The sequence below is a fragment of the Thermus tengchongensis genome (assembly GCF_021462405.1).
Taxonomy (GTDB): Bacteria; Deinococcota; Deinococci; order Deinococcales; family Thermaceae; genus Thermus; species Thermus tengchongensis.
Map to the genome: position 1 here is coordinate 83,301 of NZ_JAKEDU010000002.1, position 21,155 is coordinate 104,455.

The 21,155-nt window shown below is 65.8% G+C and carries 24 protein-coding genes and 3 tRNA genes; 14 read left to right on the forward strand and 13 right to left on the reverse strand.

Features of this window, described 5'->3' with window-relative positions:
• Positions 1 to 62: 62 nt before the first annotated feature.
• Positions 63 to 1,094, reverse strand: coding sequence for a zinc-binding dehydrogenase (locus L1087_RS02735; protein WP_038041656.1), 1,032 nt, complete (start codon positions 1,092 to 1,094; stop codon positions 63 to 65).
• A 129-nt stretch (positions 1,095 to 1,223) separates the two neighbouring features.
• Here L1087_RS02735 and L1087_RS02740 point away from each other — a divergent pair, with 129 nt between their 5' ends.
• The 9 genes from L1087_RS02740 (at position 1,224) to ttuA (ending at position 10,442) form a co-directional block, all read left to right on the forward strand.
• Positions 1,224 to 2,975 carry an ABC transporter substrate-binding protein gene (locus L1087_RS02740; RefSeq protein ID WP_234557540.1) on the forward strand — a complete coding sequence of 584 codons (1,752 nt, stop codon included), beginning with the start codon at positions 1,224 to 1,226 and terminating at the stop codon, positions 2,973 to 2,975.
• Between the two features lie 55 nt (positions 2,976 to 3,030).
• Positions 3,031 to 4,014 (forward strand): ABC transporter permease, encoded by a 984-nt coding sequence (locus tag L1087_RS02745; RefSeq protein WP_135259639.1) that lies wholly within the window; start codon positions 3,031 to 3,033, stop codon positions 4,012 to 4,014.
• 9 nt (positions 4,015 to 4,023) lie between these two features.
• Positions 4,024 to 5,382 (forward strand): ABC transporter permease, encoded by a 1,359-nt coding sequence (locus L1087_RS02750; protein ID WP_234557541.1) that lies wholly within the window; start codon positions 4,024 to 4,026, stop codon positions 5,380 to 5,382.
• Between the two features lie 72 nt (positions 5,383 to 5,454).
• On the forward strand, positions 5,455 to 6,474 hold the full coding sequence (locus tag L1087_RS02755; RefSeq protein ID WP_135259641.1) for an ABC transporter ATP-binding protein: 1,020 nt from the start codon (positions 5,455 to 5,457) through the stop codon (positions 6,472 to 6,474).
• On the forward strand, positions 6,471 to 7,454 hold the full coding sequence (locus L1087_RS02760; protein WP_135259642.1) for an ABC transporter ATP-binding protein: 984 nt from the start codon (positions 6,471 to 6,473) through the stop codon (positions 7,452 to 7,454). The genes L1087_RS02755 and L1087_RS02760 overlap by 4 nt, the downstream gene beginning before the upstream one ends.
• Positions 7,455 to 7,525: 71 nt before the next feature.
• Complete coding sequence (locus L1087_RS02765; RefSeq protein WP_135343042.1) at positions 7,526 to 8,152, forward strand: CBS and ACT domain-containing protein; 627 nt, start codon at positions 7,526 to 7,528, stop codon at positions 8,150 to 8,152.
• Complete coding sequence (locus L1087_RS02770) at positions 8,146 to 9,273, forward strand: acetoin utilization protein AcuC (protein WP_234557542.1); 1,128 nt, start codon at positions 8,146 to 8,148, stop codon at positions 9,271 to 9,273. The genes L1087_RS02765 and L1087_RS02770 overlap by 7 nt, the downstream gene beginning before the upstream one ends.
• Before the next feature lie 4 nt (positions 9,274 to 9,277).
• Positions 9,278 to 9,475: a sulfur carrier protein TtuB gene (ttuB, locus tag L1087_RS02775; protein ID WP_038045609.1), complete on the forward strand. Its 198-nt coding sequence runs from the start codon at positions 9,278 to 9,280 to the stop codon at positions 9,473 to 9,475.
• A gap of 1 nt (position 9,476) precedes the next feature.
• Positions 9,477 to 10,442 carry a tRNA-5-methyluridine(54) 2-sulfurtransferase gene (gene ttuA / locus L1087_RS02780; protein WP_234557543.1) on the forward strand — a complete coding sequence of 322 codons (966 nt, stop codon included), beginning with the start codon at positions 9,477 to 9,479 and terminating at the stop codon, positions 10,440 to 10,442.
• Between the two features lie 32 nt (positions 10,443 to 10,474).
• Here ttuA and L1087_RS02785 read toward each other — a convergent pair.
• Together L1087_RS02785 and L1087_RS02790 are read right to left on the reverse strand one after the other, a co-directional pair.
• A tRNA-Val gene (locus L1087_RS02785) sits at positions 10,475 to 10,551 on the reverse strand.
• 6 nt (positions 10,552 to 10,557) lie between these two features.
• A tRNA-Cys gene (locus tag L1087_RS02790) sits at positions 10,558 to 10,632 on the reverse strand.
• A gap of 83 nt (positions 10,633 to 10,715) precedes the next feature.
• Between L1087_RS02790 and L1087_RS02795 the strand changes: the two genes are divergently transcribed.
• Together L1087_RS02795 and L1087_RS02800 are read left to right on the forward strand one after the other, a co-directional pair.
• Positions 10,716 to 12,149 (forward strand): ATP cone domain-containing protein, encoded by a 1,434-nt coding sequence (locus L1087_RS02795; RefSeq protein WP_234557544.1) that lies wholly within the window; start codon positions 10,716 to 10,718, stop codon positions 12,147 to 12,149.
• The gene (locus L1087_RS02800) at positions 12,142 to 12,480 is read left to right on the forward strand and encodes a hypothetical protein (RefSeq protein WP_038043407.1); all 339 of its coding nucleotides are present in this window, start codon (positions 12,142 to 12,144) and stop codon (positions 12,478 to 12,480) included. Before L1087_RS02795 ends, L1087_RS02800 begins: the two co-directional genes overlap by 8 nt.
• Here the strand turns inward: L1087_RS02800 and L1087_RS02805 are convergent.
• The 5 genes from L1087_RS02805 to L1087_RS02825 are packed head-to-tail and all read right to left on the reverse strand — an operon-like array spanning position 12,453 to position 15,734.
• The gene (locus L1087_RS02805; RefSeq protein WP_135259646.1) at positions 12,453 to 12,749 is read right to left on the reverse strand and encodes a hypothetical protein; all 297 of its coding nucleotides are present in this window, start codon (positions 12,747 to 12,749) and stop codon (positions 12,453 to 12,455) included. The genes L1087_RS02800 and L1087_RS02805 overlap by 28 nt on opposite strands.
• Positions 12,746 to 13,063, reverse strand: a complete 318-nt coding sequence (locus L1087_RS02810) for a hypothetical protein (protein WP_135259647.1) — start codon at positions 13,061 to 13,063, stop codon at positions 12,746 to 12,748. The genes L1087_RS02805 and L1087_RS02810 overlap by 4 nt, the downstream gene beginning before the upstream one ends.
• Positions 13,064 to 13,075: 12 nt before the next feature.
• Positions 13,076 to 14,131 carry a threonine synthase gene (thrC, locus tag L1087_RS02815; RefSeq protein ID WP_135259663.1) on the reverse strand — a complete coding sequence of 352 codons (1,056 nt, stop codon included), beginning with the start codon at positions 14,129 to 14,131 and terminating at the stop codon, positions 13,076 to 13,078.
• Between the two features lie 39 nt (positions 14,132 to 14,170).
• On the reverse strand, positions 14,171 to 14,731 hold the full coding sequence (locus tag L1087_RS02820; protein WP_234557545.1) for a Uma2 family endonuclease: 561 nt from the start codon (positions 14,729 to 14,731) through the stop codon (positions 14,171 to 14,173).
• Between the two features lie 4 nt (positions 14,732 to 14,735).
• Positions 14,736 to 15,734 carry a homoserine dehydrogenase gene (locus L1087_RS02825; RefSeq protein WP_234557546.1) on the reverse strand — a complete coding sequence of 333 codons (999 nt, stop codon included), beginning with the start codon at positions 15,732 to 15,734 and terminating at the stop codon, positions 14,736 to 14,738.
• A gap of 58 nt (positions 15,735 to 15,792) precedes the next feature.
• Between L1087_RS02825 and queG the strand changes: the two genes are divergently transcribed.
• Positions 15,793 to 16,941, forward strand: a complete 1,149-nt coding sequence (gene queG, locus L1087_RS02830; RefSeq protein ID WP_234557547.1) for a tRNA epoxyqueuosine(34) reductase QueG — start codon at positions 15,793 to 15,795, stop codon at positions 16,939 to 16,941.
• Here the strand turns inward: queG and L1087_RS02835 are convergent.
• On the reverse strand, positions 16,849 to 17,553 hold the full coding sequence (locus L1087_RS02835; RefSeq protein WP_135343039.1) for a metallophosphoesterase family protein: 705 nt from the start codon (positions 17,551 to 17,553) through the stop codon (positions 16,849 to 16,851). The genes queG and L1087_RS02835 overlap by 93 nt on opposite strands.
• 70 nt (positions 17,554 to 17,623) lie before the next feature.
• Here L1087_RS02835 and lnt point away from each other — a divergent pair, with 70 nt between their 5' ends.
• Together lnt and L1087_RS02845 are read left to right on the forward strand one after the other, a co-directional pair.
• On the forward strand, positions 17,624 to 18,955 hold the full coding sequence (lnt, locus tag L1087_RS02840; RefSeq protein WP_234557548.1) for an apolipoprotein N-acyltransferase: 1,332 nt from the start codon (positions 17,624 to 17,626) through the stop codon (positions 18,953 to 18,955).
• Positions 18,934 to 19,020 (forward strand) — tRNA-Leu (locus L1087_RS02845). The genes lnt and L1087_RS02845 overlap by 22 nt, the downstream gene beginning before the upstream one ends.
• Before the next feature lie 28 nt (positions 19,021 to 19,048).
• On the opposite strand, the gene L1087_RS13140 is transcribed toward L1087_RS02845, so the two are convergent.
• From L1087_RS13140 to L1087_RS02860, 4 genes are all read right to left on the reverse strand, one after another.
• Positions 19,049 to 19,252 (reverse strand): hypothetical protein, encoded by a 204-nt coding sequence (locus L1087_RS13140; RefSeq protein WP_267964688.1) that lies wholly within the window; start codon positions 19,250 to 19,252, stop codon positions 19,049 to 19,051.
• Between the two features lie 52 nt (positions 19,253 to 19,304).
• Complete coding sequence (locus L1087_RS13145) at positions 19,305 to 19,586, reverse strand: DJ-1/PfpI family protein (protein WP_267964665.1); 282 nt, start codon at positions 19,584 to 19,586, stop codon at positions 19,305 to 19,307.
• A 163-nt stretch (positions 19,587 to 19,749) separates the two neighbouring features.
• Complete coding sequence (locus tag L1087_RS02855; RefSeq protein ID WP_234557549.1) at positions 19,750 to 20,517, reverse strand: class I SAM-dependent methyltransferase; 768 nt, start codon at positions 20,515 to 20,517, stop codon at positions 19,750 to 19,752.
• Positions 20,508 to 21,152 (reverse strand): class I SAM-dependent methyltransferase, encoded by a 645-nt coding sequence (locus tag L1087_RS02860; RefSeq protein WP_038041690.1) that lies wholly within the window; start codon positions 21,150 to 21,152, stop codon positions 20,508 to 20,510. Before L1087_RS02860 ends, L1087_RS02855 begins: the two co-directional genes overlap by 10 nt.
• Positions 21,153 to 21,155: the final 3 nt, after the last annotated feature.

Below are 21,155 nucleotides of genomic sequence, written 5' to 3' on the forward strand. Positions count from 1 at the left end.
TCTTCGCCCTTTGGCCTGCCAGCTCGCTATTATGGCGGGATCTTGCTCCTGCCTGGAGAGGCCTAGTCCACCCGTAGCACTACTTTGCCGAAGATGCGCCGCTCCTCCAGGAGGCGGTGTCCCTCTGCGGCCTCCTCCAGGGGCAGAACCTGGCCTATCACGGGCTTTAGCCTTCCCTGTTCCACAAAGCGCAGGATGGGGAAAAGGCGGCTTTTGGAGCCCATGGTGGAGCCCAGGATGGAAAGTTGCCGGAAGAACACGTGGGCGAAGGGAAGGGTGCCCTCGTATCCCGAGGAAGCCCCGGCGATGGCGATTCTGCCCCCGTTGGCCGTGGCCCGGATCACCCCCTCGAAGTAGAGGGCTCCGGTGTGGTCCACCACCTTGTCCGCCCCTTTACCCCCAGTGAGGCGGCGCACCTCCTTGTACCAGTCGGGGTGGGTGTAGTTCACGGTTTCGTCGGCTCCCAGCTCCTTAGCCTTCCGGAGCTTTTCCTCTGAGCCGGCGGTGGCGATGACCCGCGCGCCGAAGAGCTTGGCGATCTGAATGGCGGCCACACTCACCCCGCTACCCGCCGCCATAACCAGAACGTCCTCCCCTGGCCGTACCTGGAGCTTGTCCACCACCATCTGCCAAGCGGTGAGGAAGGTGAGGGGGATGGCAGCGGCTTCCTCAAAGGAGAGGTTTGGGGGCTTCTTGAGGAGGTTTGCCTCGGGTACCACCAGGTACTCGGCGTACGCTCCAAAGCGGTGCTCGCCCAGTATCTCATATTTGGGGCAGAGGTTATCCTCTCCTGCCAGGCACCGCTCGCAGTGGCCACAGGAAAGGCCGGGGTTGACCACCACCTCGTCCCCGGGGGCAAAGCCCGTTACCCCGGGTCCTACTGCGTCCACCACCCCCGAGGCATCGGCTCCCAGGATGTGGGGTAGGGGAAGCTTGGGGCTAGCCACTCCCTTGCGGACCCAGATGTCTAGGTGGTTGAGGGCTGCGGCTTTCACGCGGATCCTTACTTCCTTGGGACCCGGCTCAGGGGTAGGCATCTCCGCTACCTTTAAAACCTCTGGGCCACCTCGAGCCTCCATGACCACGGCTTTCATCACCACCTCCTTATGGAGGGGATTCTTTCACGCGCCGACATCGGGGTCAAGTTGAAGGCCACACCCTTGACAGGGTTCAGAATAACTGGGTACCCTGTCCAGCGTAAGGTAGCAGAGGAGGCAGACGATATGAGAAGAGCCTTGGCAGTTTTGGCGGGCCTTATAGCCCTGGCAGGAGTGGCCAGTGCCCAGACCTTTGTTTGGCCGCAAAAGTGGACGGTGGCCAAGCCCTCCGAGGTCAAGAGGGGCGGTACCCTTAGGGCAGCGGTTATCTCCGACTACCGCACCTTTAACCCCTTCATCACCGCGGAGTCGGGGAATGTGCCCAGCATTATCTCCGGAGGCAGGGGCCTGGTTACCCGCGACCCCACCACCGGGGACTGGATCCCCTACATGGCCGAGTCCTTCACGGTGAGCCCCAACAAGCTGGAGATCACCTTCAAGATCCGCCGGGGCATGAGGTGGTCGGATGGCCGGCCCATCACCGCCGACGACTGGATCATGACCTGGCGCATTCACACCGACAAGGCGGTGGGGTCCAACAGCTACGATTCCTTCTTCATTGACGGCAAGCCCATCACCCTGCGGAAGATCGACGACTACACCATCCGCTTCACCTACCCCAAGCCTGATGCCACAGCGTTTGCCGTGGCTGCCTTCGTGCCCTGGCCTGCCCATGTCTTCGGTCCTGTGTACCAGAGGGAGGGGGCTGAAGGCATCAAGAAGATGTGGACCCTGAACGAGAAGCCGGAAAACATTGTTTCTGGCGGGCCATGGCTCATCGAAAGCTACCGCCCAGGGGAGCGCCTGGTCCTGAAGCGCAACCCTGCTTTCGGCGAGTGGAACAAGGACGAGGCGGGCAACCCCCTGCCCTACCTGGACCGCTACGAGATCAAGATCGTCAAGGACACCAACGCCCAACTGGCGGAGTTCCTAGCGGGGAACATCGACCTCATGGCCCCTGCCACCGTGGATCACATCTCCCAGATCCGCCAGGCCATCCAGCAGGGGCGCCTGGACGCCACCATCAAGGTGAACGCTTCCCCGGTGGCCAGCAGCCAGTTCATGGTCTTCAACTGGAACAAGGCCTCGGATCCCTTCAAGCAAAGCCTCTTCCGCTCCGACAAGTTCCGCCGGGCCATGAGCCACATCGTCAACCGCCAGGCGGTGATCGACATCGTCTACGGCGGCTTGGGCACCCCCATGTACACCAGTGTCTACCCCGTGCTCACCCAGTGGATCAACCCCAAGGTGCCCAAGTACGAGTACAACCCGCAACAGGCGGCCAAGCTCCTGGCGGAGCTGGGCTTCACCAAGAAGGACAAGGAAGGCTACCTGGTGGACGGCAAGGGGCGGCGGCTGGAGTTCAACCTCGCCACCAACGCCGGGAACGCCCAGCGGGAGCAGATGGCCAAGCTCTTTGTGGACGAGGCCAAAAAGGTGGGGGTGAAGGTGAACTTCACCGCCATCGACTTCAACACCCTGGTGGGGCAGCTCTTGTCCTCTGGTCCTGACCGGCCCTTCGATGCCATCATCATCGGCCTTTCCGGTGGGGACCTGGACTGGCCCTTTGGGTCCAACGTGGTGCCCTGCAAGGGCAACCTGCACATGTGGAACAAGTCGGGCCAGTGCATCGACCCGCGGGAGACCCAGCTGGACGCCCTCTACTCCCGCGGGCGCACGGAACTGGACTTCAAGAAGCGGGTGGAGATCGGCTACCGCATGCAGGAGATTGAGGCCCAGCTTCTTCCCGTCATCTACATCGCCGGGCCCAACTACCACCCCGCCTGGAACAACCGCCTGGGCGGGGAGCACCCCGACGCCATCATCAGCGCCATCTGGGGCCAGCGGGAGCTGGAGCTGACTTTCATCAAGAAATGAGCTAGCCGTAGGGTATCCCCGGGGTCCATCGGCCCCGGGGATACTTTGGGAAGCCATGACCGCGTACATCCTTCGCCGCATCCTGTACCTGATCCCCACCTTCTTCGGGGCTACGTTTCTGGCCTTCCTCATCATCCAGCTGGCCCCGGGGGATTACCTGACCCAGCTGGAGCTGGATCCCAAGGTAACCCCGGAGACCATCGCCCGCCTTAGGGCCCAGTTCGGCCTGGATCGCCCCATCTACGAGCAGTACCTGCTTTGGATGGATAACCTGTTGCACCTGAACCTGGGTTATTCCTTCGCCTATCAGGCCCCGGTGCTGGAGGTGATCTGGCCTCGAGTGGTGAACTCCATGGTCATCGTCATCCCCTCCACCATCCTTCTCTACCTGGTGGCCATCCCCATCGGGGTGTATGGAGCGGTGCGCCAGTACTCCTTGGGGGACAGGATCCTTTCCTTTCTGGCGTATATCGGCCTTTCCATTCCCAGCTTCTTCCTGGCCCTCATCGCCATCTACATCCTTCTGCAGATCAAGTTTCGCACCGGTACCTTGATCTTCCCAGTTTCCGGCATGACCTCCAGCGGCTTTGAGCAGCTACCGCCCTTGCGCCAGCTTCTGGACATCGCCTGGCACGCGGTGGTGCCCGTGCTGGTGGCCACCGCCAACGATATCGCGGGGCTTTCCCGCCTCATGCGGGGACAAATGCTGGAGGTTTTAGGCCAGGACTACATCCGCACCGCTCGGGCCAAGGGGCTTGCCGAGCGGGTGGTGCTCTATAAGCACGCCTTTCGTAACGCGGTGATTCCCTTTGTGGCCACGTTGGGGGGGCTCCTCCCCAGCCTGATCTCGGGGGCGGGGTTCGTGGAGGTGGTTATGGCCTGGCCGGGTATTACCCCCTTTTTCCTGGATGCCATCGCCAACCAGGACCTTTACGTGATCGCCGGTTTTCTCACGGTGAGCCTGGTCCTCTTGATGATCGGCAACCTCATCTCCGATCTCCTCCTGGCCTGGGTGGACCCCAGGATCCGCTATGAATAGGGGTGACCTGTGGAACGCCTTTCGTCTTCTACCACCCGAACCCAGCTGGTTTTGCGCCAGTTTCGCAAGCACCGCCTGGCGGTCTGGGGTGGGCGCATTCTTATGGTGCTCTACCTGATGGCCGCCTTCGCTGGGTTTTTCAGCCCCTACGATCCCAACTACTATGAGCTCTATCCCCCCAAGGGAAACCACCCGCCCACCCGAATCCACTTTGTGGACCCCGAAACGGGAAGACTCAGTCGGCCTTTTGTCTACGCCACCAAACGGAGCATTGATCCGGTAACCCTCCAGCCCCGTTACGAGGAGGATCCATCCCAGGGCAAGTTCTACCTGCGCTTTTTCGTCCGCACCCCCGACCAGCCTTACACCATCTTTAAGGTGTTCCGCTCGGACCTCAGGCTCTTTGGGGTGGATCCCCCAGGGCGCATCTTCCTTATGGGTACGGACAACTTTGGCCGGGACCTCTATAGCCGCATCGTTTACGGCGGACAGGTGTCTCTTACCATCGGTATCCTCTCCGCCTTGGTTTCCTTCGCCCTGGGGTTATTGCTGGGGGGTATTGCCGGCTACTTCTCTGGGCGCCCTTTCGCCCTTTCCCTTCCTCCTAGGCAGTGGCGGGGCGTCGGCTTGCTCTTGGGCCCAATGAGCCTCGCCCTGTGGGTGGCCGTGGCCTTGGGGGCTTTGTACCTGGCCTGGTCCTTTGTGCGGCTCAGCCCGGGCAAGGGTGTCTTTTCCCTGGCGGTGGATGGGTTCGTCCTGCTCCTGGGTTTGGGGGGGGCCCTTCTTATCCTTTGGAAGGTTTTCCGGGAGCCTTTGAAGCTCGATCCCGACGACCTCATCATGCGCACCGTGGAGATCATCGCCGCCATCCCCAGCCTTTTCCTCCTCATCTCCTTGCGGGCGGTGTTCCCCACCAACATCGATCCCCTCTTCACCTTTTACCTGGTGGTGGGGCTTTTGGGCTTCATCGGCTGGGGGGGGTTGGCCCGGGTGGTGCGGGGCATCGTCCTCTCCGTGCGGGAGATGGATTACGTGCAGGCAGCGAGGGCCTTGGGGGCTTCGGATGGGCGCATCATCGCTCGCCACATCTTGCCTGCCACCGCCAGCTATGTGATCGTGAGCCTCTCCCTGACCATACCCGGCTTCATCCTGGGGGAAAGCGGGCTTTCCTTCCTGGGGCTTGGGGTCACGGAGCCCTATACCAGCTGGGGCCTTCTTCTGCAGGCGGCCCAGCAGGGGGGGTTTGCCTCCTTTACCGATCGCCCGTGGGTGCTGTGGCCCGGGTTCTTCATCTTCCTTTCCGTGCTGTCCTGGAACTTCCTGGGTGATGGCCTGCGGGATGCCTTGGATCCCCGGCGGAGGCAGTAGGCCCTTCTCTTTTGACCTGGTATGGCGTATAACGGATGAGGTGTTTAGACGGCGGTGCCCAAAGGAGTACGCATGGACGAAAAGCGGTTACTGGAGGTGAGAGACCTTAAAGTCCACTTCTTCACCGACGACGGGGTGGTGAAGGCGGTGGACGGGGTTTCCTTCCATGTGGATAAAGGGGAAACCCTGGCAGTGGTGGGGGAGTCGGGCTCGGGGAAGAGCGTGACGGCCCTCTCCATTATGCGGCTCATTCCCACGCCTCCGGGTAGGATCGTGGCCGGGGAGATCCTCTTCCGCGGTAAGGACGGGGAGCTCCGGGACCTAACCAAGCTATCCGAGGCGGAGATGCGGAAGATCAGGGGCAACGACATCGCCATGATCTTCCAGGAGCCCATGACCTCCTTAAACCCCGTGTACACGGTGGGGGACCAGATCGCCGAGGCCATCATGCTCCACCAGGGGAAAAGCCGCAAGGAGGCCATGGAGCTGGCGGCCCACATGCTGGACCTGGTGGGCATCCCTGAGCCCAAGAAGCGGCTCGCCAACTACCCCCACCAGATGTCCGGCGGGATGCGGCAGCGGGTGATGATCGCCATGGCGCTTTCCTGCAACCCCTCCTTGCTCATCGCCGACGAGCCCACCACGGCTTTGGACGTGACCATCCAGGCCCAGATCCTGGAGCTTATGAAGAAGCTTCAGGAGGAGATTGGCATGAGCATCCTCTTCATCACCCACAACCTGGGGGTGGTGGCGGAGATGGCCGACCGGGTGGTGGTGATGTACGCGGGCCGGGCGGTGGAGCAGGCGGACGTGGTGCCCCTCTTCAAGGAACCCCTCCACCCCTACACCCGGGGGCTTCTCCACTCCGTACCCCGGCTGGACCTGGCGGCGGAGCATAAGGAGCGCCTCGAGGCCATCCCCGGCAACGTACCCAACCCCTTGTACTTACCCCCGGGTTGCGCCTTCCACCCCCGGTGCAAGCACTACCTGGAGGGCCTCTGCGACCGGGAGGTGCCACCCCTGGAGGACACGGGTGACGGCCGCCAGGTGCGGTGCGTGCGCTGGCGGGAGATCCGGGAGGTGCGGGCATGAACGGCAACCATGTCCTCCTGGAAATCCGGGACCTTAAGAAGCACTTCCCCATCCGCGGCGGGATCCTCTCCCGGGTGGTGGGGAGCGTGAAGGCGGTGGACGGGGTTTCCTTCGCCATCAAGAAGGGGGAGGTTTTGGGCTTGGTGGGGGAGTCGGGAAGCGGCAAGACCACCGTGGGCCGTACCCTCTTGCGCCTCATCGAGCCCACGGGGGGGCGCATCCTCTTTGACGGGCAGGACATCACTGACCTGCCCAAGGACAAGCTGAGGCCCTACCGCCGCCGGATGCAGATCATCTTCCAGGACCCCTTCAGCTCCTTGAACCCCCGCATGACCGTGGGGGACATCATCGCCGAGCCCCTCATCATCCACGGGATCGGTAAGACGCCCCAGGAGCGCACGGAAAGGGTGGCGGAGCTTCTTAAGCTGGTGGGGCTTTCCCCGGACCACATGCGCCGCTACCCCCACGAGTTCTCGGGCGGCCAGAGGCAAAGGATCGGCATCGCCCGCGCTCTTGCGGTGGCCCCGGACTTCATCGTGGCCGATGAGCCGGTTTCCGCCCTGGACGTGTCCATCCAGGCCCAGGTGGTGAACCTTCTCCAGGACCTTAAGGAGGAGCTAGGCCTGACCCTCCTCTTCATCGCCCACGACTTGGCGGTGGTGGAGTACATCTCCGACCGGGTGGCGGTGATGTACCTGGGCAAGGTGATGGAGATCGCCTCCTCCAGGGAGCTTTACCGCAATCCCAAGCATCCCTACACCGAGGCCCTGCTTTCGGCGGTGCCCATCCCCGACCCCACGGTGAAGCGGGAGAGGATCGTGCTCCAGGGGGACATCCCCTCGCCCATCAACCCACCTTCCGGATGCGTGTTCCGCACCCGCTGCCGCTACGCCCTGCCCGAGTGCGCCCAGGTGGTGCCCGAGCTCAAGGAGGTGAGCCCCGGCCACTTCAAGGCCTGCATCCGGGATGACATCCTCTAACGCCAACCCACCCTGACGCCGTCAGGGTGGGGGCCCCGGCGGGTTGGTCCCCGCCGGGGTATACTCTTCCCATGCTGGTCAAGGACGTGATGCGGGCCCCCGTGCTCAGCGTGGGGCCGGAGTGGACCCTCGAGGACGCCTACAAGCTCCTCCTGGAACGAGGCATCCGCCACCTCCCCGTGGTGGCGGACGGGCGGCTGGTGGGGATCATCACCGACCGGGACATCCGCCTGGCCACCAGCCACCTGAACCCCAAAGGCCCCTGCCCGGGGTGCACCCAGGTGGGGGAGGTGATGACCAAGGACGTGATCACCGCCCACCCCTTAGACCCGGTGGAGGAGGCGGCCCGGGTGATGCGGGAGCGGAAGATCGGCTCGTTGCCGGTCCTGGAGGACGGCAGCCTGGTGGGGATTGTGACGGGGATCGACCTTTTGGACGCCCTCCTGAAGCTCACCGGGGTCACGGAGCCCTCCGGGCGGCTTGAGGTGCGCCTGCCCGACCGCCCTGGGGAACTGGCCCGGCTCACCGGCTTCCTAGCCGGAAAGGGGATCAACATCCACTCCCTCCTCTCCTACCCCGAGGACGGGGATTTCGTGCGGGCGGTGGTACGGGTGAACACCCTGGAGACCCATCTCCTTGCGGAGGGGTTACGCCAGGAGGGGTTTGAGGTGATCTGGCCTCCCAAGAAGCCATGGTGATCTACCGGGACGAGTACCGCCTGTACAATTTCGGTCCCAGCCACCCCTTCAGCCCGGTGCGCCTGGAGATGCTCACCTCCCTTCTTCAAGCCCTGGGGGTGTGGCGTGAACCCCTGGTCCCAGGAGAGGCCACCCGGGAGGACGTGCTTTCCGTGCATTCTGAGCGGCTGGTGCGGCGGGTGGAGGCGGCAGGCCAGGGGGAGAGGGTGCCCGATTTGGAGCATTACGGCCTGGGCACGGGGGACACCCCGGTTTTCCCGGGCATGGACCGGGCGGCCAGGATCCTGGTGGGGGGCACCCTGGAGGGGGCGCGGCGGATCCTGGCCGGGGAGAAGCGGGTGCTCCAGCTGGGCGGGGGGCTACATCACGCCCAGTACGACCGCGCCTCGGGCTTTTGCGTGTACAACGACCTATCCGTGGCCATCCGCCACCTGACCCGCGCCGGGTTTCGCGTGGCCTACTTGGATATAGACGTCCACCATGGGGACGGGGTGCAGTGGCTTCACTACGAGGAGAAGGAGGTCCTCACCCTGAGCCTTCACGAGTCCGGGCGCTACCTCTTTCCCGGCACCGGCCACGTGCACGAGATCGGTAAGGGGGAAGGAGTGGGGCGGAAGCTCAACCTGCCCTTGGAGCCCTTTACCGAGGACGAAAGCTACCTCGAGGTCTTCGAGGCCCTGGTGCCGTGGGCCCTAGGGGCCTTCCGCCCAGATGTCCTGGTGGTTCAGGCGGGGGCGGACGCCCACTTCCTGGACCCCTTGGCGGACCTTCTCCTCACCACCCGGGCCTACGAGAGGCTTTTCCGCCTCATTCTGGAGTATGCCGAAGCCTACGCCGGGGGCAGGGTGCTCTTCACCCTGGGGGGTGGGTACAGCCTGGACGCGGCGGTCCGGGTCTGGGCCCTGCTCTACCACGTGTTCCACGGCCTTTCCCTCCCCGAGCGCCTGCCCGAAGGCTGGCGCGCGACGTGGGAGGCGAGGCTGGGGAAGCCCCTCACCCCTACCCTCCACGACCCGGAGGCCCCCTACCCGGCAATTCCCCGAAAGCCCGAGATCGAAAAGCGCAACCGCCTCACCCTGCAAAGGCTTACGGAGCTGGTGGGCCCTCACCTGCTAGACTAGCGGAGTGAAGGTCATTCTGCGCCTGCCCGAGCGCAAAGAGGTGGAGGTAAAAGGGGATAGGCCCCTAAAGGAGGTCCTCCTGGAGCTGGGCTTGAACCCGGAAACCGTGGTGGTGATCCGGGGCGAGGAGCTCCTCACCCCGGACGAGAGGGTGGGGGAAGGGGAGACCCTCGAGGTCCTCTCCGCCATCTCGGGGGGTTAGGATGGTCTGCAAGGTTTGCGGGGAGAAGGCGCAGGTGGAACTCCGCGCCCGGGGCTTCGCCCTCTGCAAGGCGCACTACCTGGACTGGTTCGTGAAGGAAACGGAGAGGGCCATCCGGCGCCACCGGATGCTCCAACCGGGGGAGCGGGTCTTGGTGGCCGTTTCGGGGGGGAAGGACTCCCTGGCCCTTTGGGACGTGCTCCACCGCCTCGGGTACCAGGCGGTGGGCCTCCACCTGCAGCTGGGCATCGGGGCGTATTCGGAGCGGAGCCTCGAGGTCACCCAGGCCTTCGCCCGGGAGCGGGGCCTGGAACTCCTGGTGGTGGACCTGCGCCAAGCCTACGGCTTCGGGGTGCCGGAGCTGGCCCAGCTCTCGGGGCGGGTGGCCTGCTCCGCCTGCGGGCTTTCCAAGCGCTACGTCATCAACCAGGTGGCGGTGGAAGGGGGCTTTAGGGTGGTGGCCACGGGGCACAACCTGGACGACGAGGCGGCGGTGCTCTTCGGAAACCTCCTCAACCCCCAGGAGGACGCCCTCACCCGCCAGGGGCCGGTCCTGCCCGAGCGCCCCGGCCTTGCCGCCCGGGTCAAGCCCTTCTACCGCTTCAGCGAGAGGGAGGTGCTCTCCTACACCCTGCTTCGGGGCATCCGCTACCTGCACGAGGAGTGCCCCAACGCCAAGGGGGCCAAGAGCCTCCTTTACAAGGAGGCCCTAAATCTGGTGGAGCGGGAAATGCCCGGGGCCAAGCTGCGCTTCCTGGAGGGTTTTCTGGATAGGATCCAGCCCCGCCTGCAGGCGGCTGAGGAGGTGCAGTTGCGGGAGTGCGAGCGCTGCGGCTACCCCACCACGGGGGCGGTCTGCTCCTTCTGCCGCATGTGGGACGCGGCCTACCGGCGGGCCAAGAAGCGGCGCCTTCTCCCGGAGGAGGCCGAGTTCCACCCCCTGGCGCCGGTGGCGCGCCTGGGATAGGAAAATCCCCCGGGGCTGGCCCCGGGGGTTCTTGGTGGGCGCGAGTGGACTTGAACCACCGACCCCTACCGTGTCAAGGTAGTGCTCTGGCCACCTGAGCTACGCGCCCATGTTCTGGAGGCGCCGGCCGGATTCGAACCGGCGAATGGAGGTTTTGCAGACCTCTGCCTTACCACTTGGCTACGGCGCCAAGCCGTAAGTTAGGATAGCACGCTGGGAAAAAGTCTGTCAAGAAAGCCGCTTCCTTAAGGGAAGATGCTATGATGCCAGACAGTGGCTGAGGTCTTCGTGCGCCTAAGGCGAGGCCGGTGGCCTCTTTCCAAAGGGCTTTTGGTGGAGGCCCTTCTGCCCTTGGGGGTGCCCCTCGAGGCCGCTCAGGCCGTGGCCCACACCGTGGAGGAGCGGCTGAAGGGGGAAGGGCAACTGGCCGTGCCCCCTAGGGTCCTGCGCAAGGTCTTCCTGGAGGAGGTGGCCCGGGCCCTGGGGGAGGGGGTGGCGGATAGGCTTTCCAGGCAAACCCTTCCCTTTGAGGAGATCCTGGTGCTCCAGGGGAGGAAGCGCCGTCCCTTCTCCAAAGGGCTTCTGGCGAGGAGCCTCGAGGAGGCGGGTTTTTCCCTGAAGGAAGCCCACGACCTGGCCAAGGAAGTGGAAGGGTTCCTCAGGCAGGAAGGGGTCAGGCAGATCTCCGCCCGCCGCCTGGAGGAGGTGGTGGCCCAGGTGGTGGGCCGGGCCCTGGGGAAAGGGGCCAGGAGGCGCTACCTCCAGCGCCAGGCCTTCGCCGGGGAACTTTTTGTGGAAGAGGAAAGCGGCGAACCCCGGATGCCTTTCTCCAAAGGCATCCTGGCCCAGTCCCTGATGGGCATTGGGTTCTCCCCCGAGCGGGCATACCAGCTGGCCCGGGAGATGGAAAAGGCCCTGCGCCAGGAGGGGCGTAAGGTTATCCGGCGGAATGAGCTTCGGGAAAGGGTGTACCAGGCCCTTCTCAAGGAGGCGGGGGAGGAGGTGGCCAGGCGGTACCTGCTCCTTAGAAGCCTGAGGCGAAGCGCCCGCCCGGTGCACATCCTCATCGGTGGGGTGACTGGGGTGGGGAAGAGCGTGCTGGCCTCGGCCCTAGCCTACCGCTTGGGCATCACCCACATCGTTCCCTCGGATGCCGTGCGGGAGGTCTTCCGGGCCTCCCTTTCCCAGGATCTCCTTCCCACCCTGCACCTTTCCACCTTTGAGGCCTGGAAGGCCCTTTTGCCAGACCTGGGCGGGGAGGAAAGCCACGAGGAGCGGGTGATGCGGGGCTTTTTGGACCAGGTGGCCCGGGTGGCGGTGGGCCTTAGGGCCATCCAAGAACGAAGCGCCCTCGAGGGGACCTCCATCGTTCTGGAAGGGGTTCACGTGGTCCCCCGCTACCTGGAGCATCCCTACCGGGAGCGGGTCCTCACCGTGCCCATGCTGGTGGTGCTTCAGGACGAGAAGCTTCACCGGGACCGCTTTCTCCTTAGGGACTGGGAGACGGCCCACGCCCGGCCGCAGGAGAAGTACCTCACCCACTTCGCCGAGATCCGCCTCATCCAGGAGCACCTCCTCCGCTGGGCCCAGGAGGAGGGGATTCCTGTGATCCCGGGCGAGGACCTGGATGAGGCAGTGGAGAAGGCCTTGGAGGTCCTGGTGGCCTACCTCGAGGCCCATGGCTCCCGGGAGGCAGCCCGTGCTTGAGGTGCTGGGGTTTTTGCTCCTCCTCTTCCTGGCCTTCCGCTGGCAGAACCGCCTTCCCCTCTGGGCCTTGGGGGTCTGGGTCAATCTCATCTGGTTTGTGTATCAAAACGAGCTGGGCTCGGGGTGGCTGGCCTACCTGAGGGGCCTGGGTGCGGGAATCTTCCTGGCGGCGGGGTACGGGCAGCCTGGCTTGGCCTGGGCCCTCCTCCCTTGGCCCCTCCTCCTCTACTTGCGCTTGGACGTACGGGAACTCCTCCTTTACCTACCGGCCCTGGGAGAAGGGATGCTCCTGGGGGCGCTCCTCTATTTGGCGGGCTTTCGCAAGCGGTAGACCAGATAGGGAAGGCCTACCCCCAGGGCACCCCCTGTGAGGAAGGGGATGGGGTGGCCGAAGAAGAGCTGGAGGAGGAAGAGCAAGGCGAAAAGCCCCACAAAGAAGGGCACAAGAAAGGGCTTCTCCCCGTAGGCTACACCCATGGTGCCCACGAAGAGGCCCACGGCCAGGGCCATGCCCTCCTGGTTGGGGCGCAGGAAGAGGAAGTAAGCGTAGGCGGCCACACCCAGGAGGGCCAGGCTTTGGGATAGGCGGTTAGGGTTCATCCGGTCCGGTTAAGGCGTTTGACCAGCACCTGGGAAAGGGCCAGGGCCACCCCGCCCCAGGCCACCTGGGGCTCCTGCCCCCAAAAGCCCATGACCGCGGAGAAGACCCCCGCCACGAAAAAGAAGGGGACGTACTTGGGGTTTACGGTAAGGCCCAGGACGAAGGCCACCAGGAACCCCGCCGCCCCTGGGGGAAGGGTGGCTCCCAGGACCATGAAGAGAAGCATGAGGGCGAGGGTGATGGCCCCGGCCAGGTAGTAGGCTCCGGGGAAGGGCTCCTTGGGCTTTTTGGGGGTGCTTTTGGCCTCGGACATGGCCCAAGCTTATCACACGAGCCCCGCGGCCTGGGCCACCGCCTCGAGGTTCGCCGGAACTGGGGATAGGAGCTTGGCCACCTTTTCCGCGGTGGCCGGGTCCTTGAGGCCGTGGCCCGTGAGGGTGAGGACCACGGTGCTTCCCGGGTCCAGCCGATCCTCCCTAAGGAGCTTCCACACCCCGGCCATGGCGGCGGCGCTGGCGGGCTCGCAGAAAATCCCCTCCTCCTGGGCCAGGTAGCGGTAGGCGAGGAGGATCTCCTCGTCCGTCACCGCCTCTATAAGCCCCCCCGACTCCTCCTTGGCCCGCATGGCCCCTTGCCAGCTGGCGGGGTTGCCGATGCGGATGGCGGTGGCCAGGGTTTCCGGCTTCTCCACGGGCCGCCCCAGGACCAAGGGAGCAGCGCCCGCCGCCTGGAAGCCCAGCATTTTGGGGAGCCTGGTGGACCTCCCTAGGGCGAAATACTCCTTGTACCCCATCCAGTGGGCGGTGATGTTGCCGGCGTTGCCCACGGGGAGGGCGTGGTAGTGGGGGGCATCCCCCAGCTCGTCCACCACTTCAAAGGCCAGGGTCTTCTGCCCTTCCAGGCGGTAGGGGTTTAAGGAGTTCACCAAGGCCACGGGGTAGGCCTCGGTGAGGGCCTTGGTGAGGGCCAAGGCCTGGTCGAAGTTGCCTTCGATTTGGATAATCCGCGCTCCATGGACCAGGCTCTGGGCCACCTTGCCCAGGGCCACGTACCCCGCGGGCAGGATGACGATGGCCCTTATCCCCGCGCGGGCGGCGTAGGCGGCGGCAGAGGCGGCGGTGTTTCCCGTGCTGGCAGCCGCCACCGCCTTGGCCCCCGCCTCCACCGCCTTGGATACCGCCAGGGTCATGCCCCGGTCCTTGAAGCTTCCCGTGGGGTTCAGGCCCTCGAACTTGGCGTAGAGGCGGACGCCCTTCCTCCTGGCCTCCTCGGGACCCTTCAGGGGGATGAGGGGGGTGGAGCCCTCCAGGAGGGAGACCACCGGGGTGTTTGGGGAAACCGGCAGGTGGGCGCGGTAACGCTCCATGAGGGGCAGGCGCATGGCCATATGCTTCCCCCAAGGGCGGGAGGGCGTCAAGGGCTAGAGGAAAAGCCCCCGGGTCCGGAGCTGGAAGCCGGGAAGCTCGGGGTCCAAGGACACCGCCTCCTGGTCCTGGTAGGAGGTCGCCCCCTCCTTCCGAAACACCTCCACCCGGTGAGCGTAGGGGTCCAGGAGGACCACCAGACCCACTCCATTTTTCAGGTAAAGGGCCGCTTTTTCCCGAAGCTCCTCCACGCTTTGGCTCCGGGAACGAACCTCGAAGGCGGCATCAGGGGCCAAGGGAGGAAACCCTTCCCGCTCCTCCGGGGTAAGGGCCAGCCAGCGCTCCTTGCGCACGAAGGCCGCATCGGGGGAGAGGACGGAGCCGTCGGGCAGCTTAAAGCCCGTGGAAGCGTCAAAGACCACCCCCAGGGACTGGGCCTCGTTCCAGCGGTAGAGCTGGCCCAGCACCGCCGCGCCCATCCTGCCGCCTTCGCCGCCCGTGGGGGACACGAGAAGCCTCCCATCGGCCCCGCGCTCAAACTGCCAGCCGGGGTTGCGCTCCAAAAGGGCCCGGAGCTCCTCATCGCTCACCGGGCGCAGGAGGTCCAGGACAGGCACGCCCTCATTCTACCTCGGGGAAGGGGCTTCCCTCCGCCAGGGGGGCCTTGGCCTGGGGAGCGGGCAGGTGGCCGGGGGCCCCGGAAAGGAGGCGAAAGAGGTCGGCGAGGAGGCCGCTGGCCGTGGCGTCGCCCCCGGCTCCCGGTCCCGTCACGAAGACCTCGCCCAAGGGGTGCGCCCGCACGAGGAGGGCGTTCCCCCGGGCCTGGGCCAGGGGGTGGCCTTGGGGAAGGCGCCTCGGAGCCACCTCCGCCCGCCAGCGGCCTCCTTGCCCGTAGAGGCTGGCCAAGAGGCGCACCCTTTCCCCTTGGGCCTCCGCCCCTTTCAGGGCTTCCGGGGTGAGGCCGCTTATGCCCTTGGCCCGCACCTCGGGGAAGGGGAAGCCGGGGTCCACGAGCAGCCTAGCGAGAAGGGTGAGCTTGTGGGCGGCATCTATACCCTCCACGTCCAGGGTGGGGTCGGCCTCGGCGTAGCCTAAGCGCTGGGCCTCGAGGAGGGCCTCCCCGTAGGTGCGCCCCTTCTCCATCTCCTGCAGGATGAAGAGGGTGGTGCCGTTCAGGATGCCGTGGAGTTCCAGAAGCTGGCTTCCCCTAAGGGTTTCCAAAAAGGAAAGGGCTGGGGTGCCGGCCATAACGCTGGCCTCGTGGTAGATGAGCCCCTCCTCGGCGAAGGGGCGGAGCTTGTCCCAAGCCTCCGCCAGAAGGGCCTTGTTGGCGGTGATGAGGGGGATGCCGGCCTCGAGGGCGGGAAGGACTAGCCCCAAGGGCGCTTCCACCCCCCCCATGGCCTCCACCACCACGTCCGCCTCCAAGAGGTCGGGGGGCTCTAGCCGGAGGAGTTCCGCCGGAATGGGACGGGGCTTGGCGGGATCCCGCACCAAGACCCCCAGAAAGCGGGGAGAAAAACCCAGGGCGTGGAAGTCCGAAAGGCGCTCCTGGACCAGCCGGTAAAACGCGCTTCCCACGGTGCCGCCTCCCAAGAGGGCGATCTTTAGGGTTTCCATGGGGGAGATTATACGGAGAGGTGGCCCCTCCCCTACCCTCGGGGTTTAGGCTAGGAAGGTGGACCCCAAGGCCCTCCTGGAGGAAGCCGCACGGGAGCGGGGCCTGGAGGTGGCCTGGGCTCCCCTGGAACCCATGGCCGGGGCCGAGGCCCGCTTCCGCCGCTGGCTGGTGGCAGGGCGGCACGGGGGGATGGCCTACCTGGAACGGGGGGTGGCGGAGCGCTTCCATCCCCAAAGCCGCTTCCCCTGGGCAAGGAGCGCCCTCCTCCTCCTCGCCCCCTACGCCTACCCCGACCCCGGGGTGCCCAAGGGGGGCTTCCGGGTGGGGCGGGTAGCCCGGTACGCTTGGGTGCGGGACTACCACCTCCTCCTGGGGGAGGAGCTGAGGCGCCTCGAGGCCCTGGTGCAGGGCCTGGGGCTTCCCGCCAAGGGCTACGTGGACCATGGGCCCCTCCCCGAGCGCACCCTGGCAGCCCTAACTGGGGTGGGCTGGATTGGAAAAAGCGGGATGTTCCTCTCCCCGGCTTTCGGCGTGCACGCCTTTATCGGCGTCCTCCTCACGCCCCTGGAGGTGGAAGCCCCCCCGTCCCATCCCGACCGCTGTGGCCGCTGCACCCGTTGCCTGGCGGCCTGCCCCACGGGGGCCCTCCTGGGGGATGGCACCCTGGACGCCCGGCGTTGCGTGAGCTACCTCACGGTGGAGCACCGGGGCTTCATCCCCCCGGCCCTGTGGCGGGGAATGGGGGAGTGGCTCCTCGGGTGCGACGGGTGCACGGAGGTATGCCCCTGGGAGCGGTTCGGCAAGGTCTGGCGGGGCTTCCGCCCCGAGCCTGAGCTGGCCCACCCTGACCTCACCGAGTTCTTCCGCCTTTCCGGGCATGCTTTCCAAAGGAAGTACGGGGGCACCGCCTTCGCCCGCCCCGGGAGGGCCCGCATGGCCCGCAACGCCCTCATCGTCCTCAGCAACCTGGGCCTGGGGGAGGGCCTGATGCGGGAAGCGGCCAAGGACCCCAACCCCCTGGTGCGGCGCACCGCCCTCCACGCCCTCCACCGGGCCGGCCTGGGGGTTGAAGCCTTCCGGCAGGACCCCGACCCCCAGGTGCGGGCCGAGGCCCTAGTCCTGCTGGGGGAAGCGCCCGGTGCGGTAGACCTTTTCCAGAACCGGAGGGAGTCCCCAGGCCCTGAGGTCAAAGATCAGAGGGCCTAGGTCGTAGGGTACCTTGAGGAAGCGGACCTCGAGGGTCTCCGTGTCCAGGACCATGGCGTCGGCCCCGGGTTCCCCACTCAAGGAGAGGCCCACGCTTCCCGGATCCGCCACCAGGCCCAGGCCCACCCGGCGGGATAGGGGAAGGTGCCGGCCTCCCAGGAGGAGGGTAGCGGCACCGTAGCGCTCCAGATGGGGCAGGAGCTGGTTGGCGGGGCCCAGGAGGTCCAGGTGTTTCTCGGGGTTGCCAGGGGTGCCGTGGAAGGCCACCAGCCGGTTTTCCCCGTAAACTTTCCGGTGGGAAAGCCTTAGGGAGCGGAGGTAGTTGAGCTCCCTTTCTGAAAGTTGGGACCGGGTCCATTCCAAGGTGGCCTTGCCCACCCCTTCGGGTAGGGTGCCCGGCAAGGGGTAGGCTACCCTCAGGTCCCAGGCCCCGGCGATGGTGGGAAGCCCTTCCTTCATCAGGCGTGCGATGACCTGCTTGGGATGGGGGCCGTAGCCCACCAGGTCCCCGAGCACCAGGACCTCGTCCACACCTTCTTCCCGCAGGGCCTCGAGGGCGGCCTCGAAAGCCGGTAGGTTGGCGTGGATGTCGGAAAGGACCCCTAGCCGCATGGGTTCATTTTCCCACGCAACTTGGGAAAGACCTGTGAAAGAACCTGAGCCTACCCCTTATGTTAAAAGGGTGCGGCCCTTTCTCCTGGGCCTCCTCCTGGCCCTTACCCTGCCTCCTTTCCCTTTCGGTTTTTTCGCCCCAGTGGTCCTGGCCTTTCTCCTTCAAGGGGGTTTCCGCACGGGATTCCTCACGGGCCTTGGGTTTTGGGGTTTGCACCTCATCTGGCTCCCCCAGAGCTTCACCGCCCTCTTCGGCCCCTTAGGCGCCCTGCCCTTCCTTCCCCTAGTGCTTCTCAAGGCCCTTTCCTTTGGCCTCCTCTTCGCCCTGACCCCCACGCCCCTGGCCCGGGTGGGGGGCTGGGTGGTCCTGGAGTGGCTCACGGAGCAAGGGGCCTTCGCCTTCCCCTGGGGCTTTTTGGGCTACAGCCTGGTGGAGGCCCCGGGGCGGCTGCTCGCCGCCTTGGGCGGGGTCTACCTGCTCTCCCTCCTGGTCCTCCTCTTCGCCTGGGGGTTCCAGAGGCGGCTTTGGGCCCTCCTCCTGCCCTGGGGGGTCCTCTGGCTCCTCCCCCTGCCCGGGGCCGCTGGGGAGGAGCGGGCCCTCCTGGTCCAAGGGAACATCAACCCCCTCCAGAAGGTGCACGGGGAGCTGGAGGAGGCCACCTACCTCCGCCTCACGGAGGCGGGCCTCGAGGCCCATCCCGAGGCCCGGATCGTGGTCTGGCCCGAGACCGCGGTGTGGCGCATCCCCCAGGGCACCGCCCAGGTCCTGGAGGGGCGCCCCCTCCTCACCGGCCTCAACCTCCTGGGCCCCAACCGGGCCGTCCTCTACGGGGAGGGGGAGGTCCTGGCCCACTACGACAAAACCCGCCTGGTGCCTTTCGGGGAGTGGTTCCCCTTCCGGGAGGCCTTGGGGGGGGTTTACGGCTTCTTCTTCCGGGTCTTCGGGCTGGAGGGGCTCACCGACCGCATCCCTGGGGAGGGGGTGGCCCCCTTGGGCCCTTACGGGGCCATGATCTGCTACGAGTCGGTCTTCCCCTCCGTGGCCCGGGCCCTGGCCGGGGAAGGGGCCAGGGTCCTGGTTCTCCTCACCAACGACGCCTGGTTCGGCCCCTCTTTCGGGGGGAGGCAGCACTTCGCCCTAGGGCGCCTGCGGGCGGTGGAGACGGGACGCTGGCTGCTAAGGGCGGGCAACGATGGGATCACCGCCAGCATCGATCCCTTGGGCCGGGTGGTGGCCCAGATCCCCCCGCACCGCGAGGGGTACCTCCTCGCCCCCTTCGCCTTCCGGGAGGGGAGGACCCCTTATGTGCGCCTCGGGGACTGGGCGGTGGGCTTGGCGTTGACGCTCTTTCTCCTGGGCCTTATCCTTAGGATGCGCGCGCCGGGGTGGCGGAACCGGTAGACGCGGCAGACTCAAAATCTGCTGTCCGCAAGGACGTGCGGGTTCGAGTCCCGCCCCCGGCACCAAAAGGGTCAGGCCTGAAGGGCTTGGCCCTTAGGCTTTTATACCCCTTCCACCCGCATCCCCGGGACCTCCAAAAGCCGGGCCAGCTAGACGGGGTGCGCAGGCCAAGCAGGGGCGGTAACCAGGTTGCCGTCCGCCACCGCCTGGTCCACCAGCACCTCCACAGTACTGGGCCCCGGCCAGGGTAAGCTCCGGGCCTACCGCGGGGTAGGCGGTGGCCTTACGCCCCTTCATGACCCCGGCGGCTGTAAGCACCTGAAGGCCATGGCAGATGACGGCCACGGGCTTATTGGCGGCAAGAAGTGGCGTACGATTTCCAGGACCATGGGCGTCCAAGGATGTGCTCCGGGGCCCGCCCGCCAGGTACCCCTAGGGCGTCGTATTGGGCAGGGTCCACCTCGTCAAAGGTGGGGTTCAGCAGGGTGAGGTTGCGGCCGGGCTTTTCCGAATAGGTTTGGTCCCCCTCGAAGCCGTGCACCGCGGTGCGGATCCGCTGGCCAGAGCGCTTGCCTGGGCAGGCGGCGTGCACCTCAAAGCCCAGCATCTTCAGGGCTTGGAAGGGCACCATGACCTCGTAGTCTTGTCTTCCACGAAGTTGCCCAACAAAAGTGAAGATCGCGCCGTATTTCCCCCCTTTGCCCTTCGGGATTCCTTGGAATCCTGCCTTGGGACCGCGAGAGGGGTGGCGCCAAGGAGGATCTTTACGGGGGTTTACCAAGGCGGGGATGGGGCTACCCTCCCTCGCCGGTCCTCGGTTTCTCCCACAGGGCCAGAATGTAACCTGGTTCAGACTCCAGCTGGGGTGGGCTACCGAGCGCTTTTTGAAGGAGATCGCTCAGCTCCTCGGGGGAAAACCTGTGGGCGAGAGGGGGCCCCTCCTCCTCTTGGCGGAAGGGCCACTCCAAAACCGCCACCCGCTTGGCCACCCGGGCTGCCTCCTTCAGGGCAGGGATGGGGTCTAGGTGGTGGAGGCTGAGGCCGAAGAAAGCCAGGTCGAAGCTGTGGTCGGGGAAGGGGAGGCTTTCCGCTCGGGCTTCCAGGAAGTGGGCTTCTCTTACCTTGGCCCGGGCCACCTCGAGGCGGTCGGACCTGGGGTCCACCCCCACGGTGAAAAGGCCCAGGGAGGCGAAGGCCTCGGCGAAAACCCCGGTGCCCGTGCCGATGTCCAGGGCACTTTGGGCCTTAAGGCCCTCCAGGGCTTTTTGGACGATTTCCAAAGGGGGAAAGCGCTTGAGGCGCTCAGGGCTACGGAAGGGGTCCTGGGCCTCGCAGGCATTGGTGAACAGGGCCCACATCACCGTGGCCCCCTCCGCCGCAGCGGCTTGGAAGGCCGCCTCGAGGGCCCGGAAGACCGCCCCCTCTTCCCCGGAAAGCTCCGTGTGGGTGGGGTAGACGCGGTGCTCCACCCCGCTGGCCTCCAGGGTGGAAAGAGCCTGTTCCACCGCCCGGTAATCCCCCTGCAGAAGGGGGTAGAGGGCGAACAGGACCTTCACCGCCATCTTCCCAAGTATAGGGCCCCACGGTTTCCTGCCCGTAGGCCTGCCTGATCCGCGTCGGGGAAGGGGGGCTCGGCCTCAGGGGCTAGGAAGACCGCCTCCCTTTCCGCTTCCGGCGGGCCCAGGAGGTCTTGCAGGTCCTCGCGGGTGAGGAAACGGGCCTGAGCCCAGGGGAGAACGCCCTTTTCCCCGAGCCTCCGGTACAGGGCCGCCCAGGGGGAGAGGGCCTCAAGGATCCCCACCAAGAGGCTTCCCCCGGGCTTCAAGACCCTCCTTGCCTCGGAAAGGGTTTTCCCCACGTCCTCCACGAACTCCAGCACGGTGAAGAGAAGGACCACGTCGAAGCTTTTCTCGGGAAAAGGAAGGGCTTCCCCCTGGCCTTCCACCCACGTGGCTTCCGGCACCTTTCTTCGCCCCACCTGGAGCATGGCCGAAGAGGGTTCCAGCCCCACCTTACGGGCATAGGGAAGGCGCTTAAGCCAGTAGCCAGTTCCTGCTCCCACCTCCAAGAGGTCTTCCCCCGGAGGAAGAAGCGTTTCCAAAGCCTTTTCCTCCTCCGCGACGACAAAAGCTCCCAAGGGTGTCTCGTACCAAGACTCGTAGCCTTCGGCTAGGGTCGCAAAGGGATCTTCCCGCATCCT

Coding starts and splice junctions, on each gene's coding strand:
- L1087_RS02860 (WP_038041690.1), bottom strand. CDS start 21,152: ATGCGGGAAGATCCCTTTGCGACCCTAGCCGAAGGCTACGAGTCTTGG.
- L1087_RS02855 (WP_234557549.1), bottom strand. CDS start 20,517: ATGGCGGTGAAGGTCCTGTTCGCCCTCTACCCCCTTCTGCAGGGGGAT.
- L1087_RS13140 (WP_267964688.1), bottom strand. CDS start 19,252: ATGAAGGGGCGTAAGGCCACCGCCTACCCCGCGGTAGGCCCGGAGCTT.
- L1087_RS02825 (WP_234557546.1), bottom strand. CDS start 15,734: ATGGAAACCCTAAAGATCGCCCTCTTGGGAGGCGGCACCGTGGGAAGC.
- L1087_RS02810 (WP_135259647.1), bottom strand. CDS start 13,063: ATGTCCGAGGCCAAAAGCACCCCCAAAAAGCCCAAGGAGCCCTTCCCC.
- L1087_RS02745 (WP_135259639.1), top strand. CDS start 3,031: ATGACCGCGTACATCCTTCGCCGCATCCTGTACCTGATCCCCACCTTC.
- L1087_RS02760 (WP_135259642.1), top strand. CDS start 6,471: ATGAACGGCAACCATGTCCTCCTGGAAATCCGGGACCTTAAGAAGCAC.
- L1087_RS02770 (WP_234557542.1), top strand. CDS start 8,146: ATGGTGATCTACCGGGACGAGTACCGCCTGTACAATTTCGGTCCCAGC.
- L1087_RS02765 (WP_135343042.1), top strand. CDS start 7,526: ATGCTGGTCAAGGACGTGATGCGGGCCCCCGTGCTCAGCGTGGGGCCG.
- ttuA (WP_234557543.1), top strand. CDS start 9,477: ATGGTCTGCAAGGTTTGCGGGGAGAAGGCGCAGGTGGAACTCCGCGCC.
- L1087_RS02740 (WP_234557540.1), top strand. CDS start 1,224: ATGAGAAGAGCCTTGGCAGTTTTGGCGGGCCTTATAGCCCTGGCAGGA.
- L1087_RS02735 (WP_038041656.1), bottom strand. CDS start 1,094: ATGAAAGCCGTGGTCATGGAGGCTCGAGGTGGCCCAGAGGTTTTAAAG.
- L1087_RS02805 (WP_135259646.1), bottom strand. CDS start 12,749: ATGAACCCTAACCGCCTATCCCAAAGCCTGGCCCTCCTGGGTGTGGCC.
- L1087_RS02755 (WP_135259641.1), top strand. CDS start 5,455: ATGGACGAAAAGCGGTTACTGGAGGTGAGAGACCTTAAAGTCCACTTC.
- L1087_RS13145 (WP_267964665.1), bottom strand. CDS start 19,586: ATGGTGCCCTTCCAAGCCCTGAAGATGCTGGGCTTTGAGGTGCACGCC.
- L1087_RS02835 (WP_135343039.1), bottom strand. CDS start 17,553: ATGCGGCTAGGGGTCCTTTCCGACATCCACGCCAACCTACCGGCTTTC.
- thrC (WP_135259663.1), bottom strand. CDS start 14,131: ATGCGCCTGCCCCTCATGGAGCGTTACCGCGCCCACCTGCCGGTTTCC.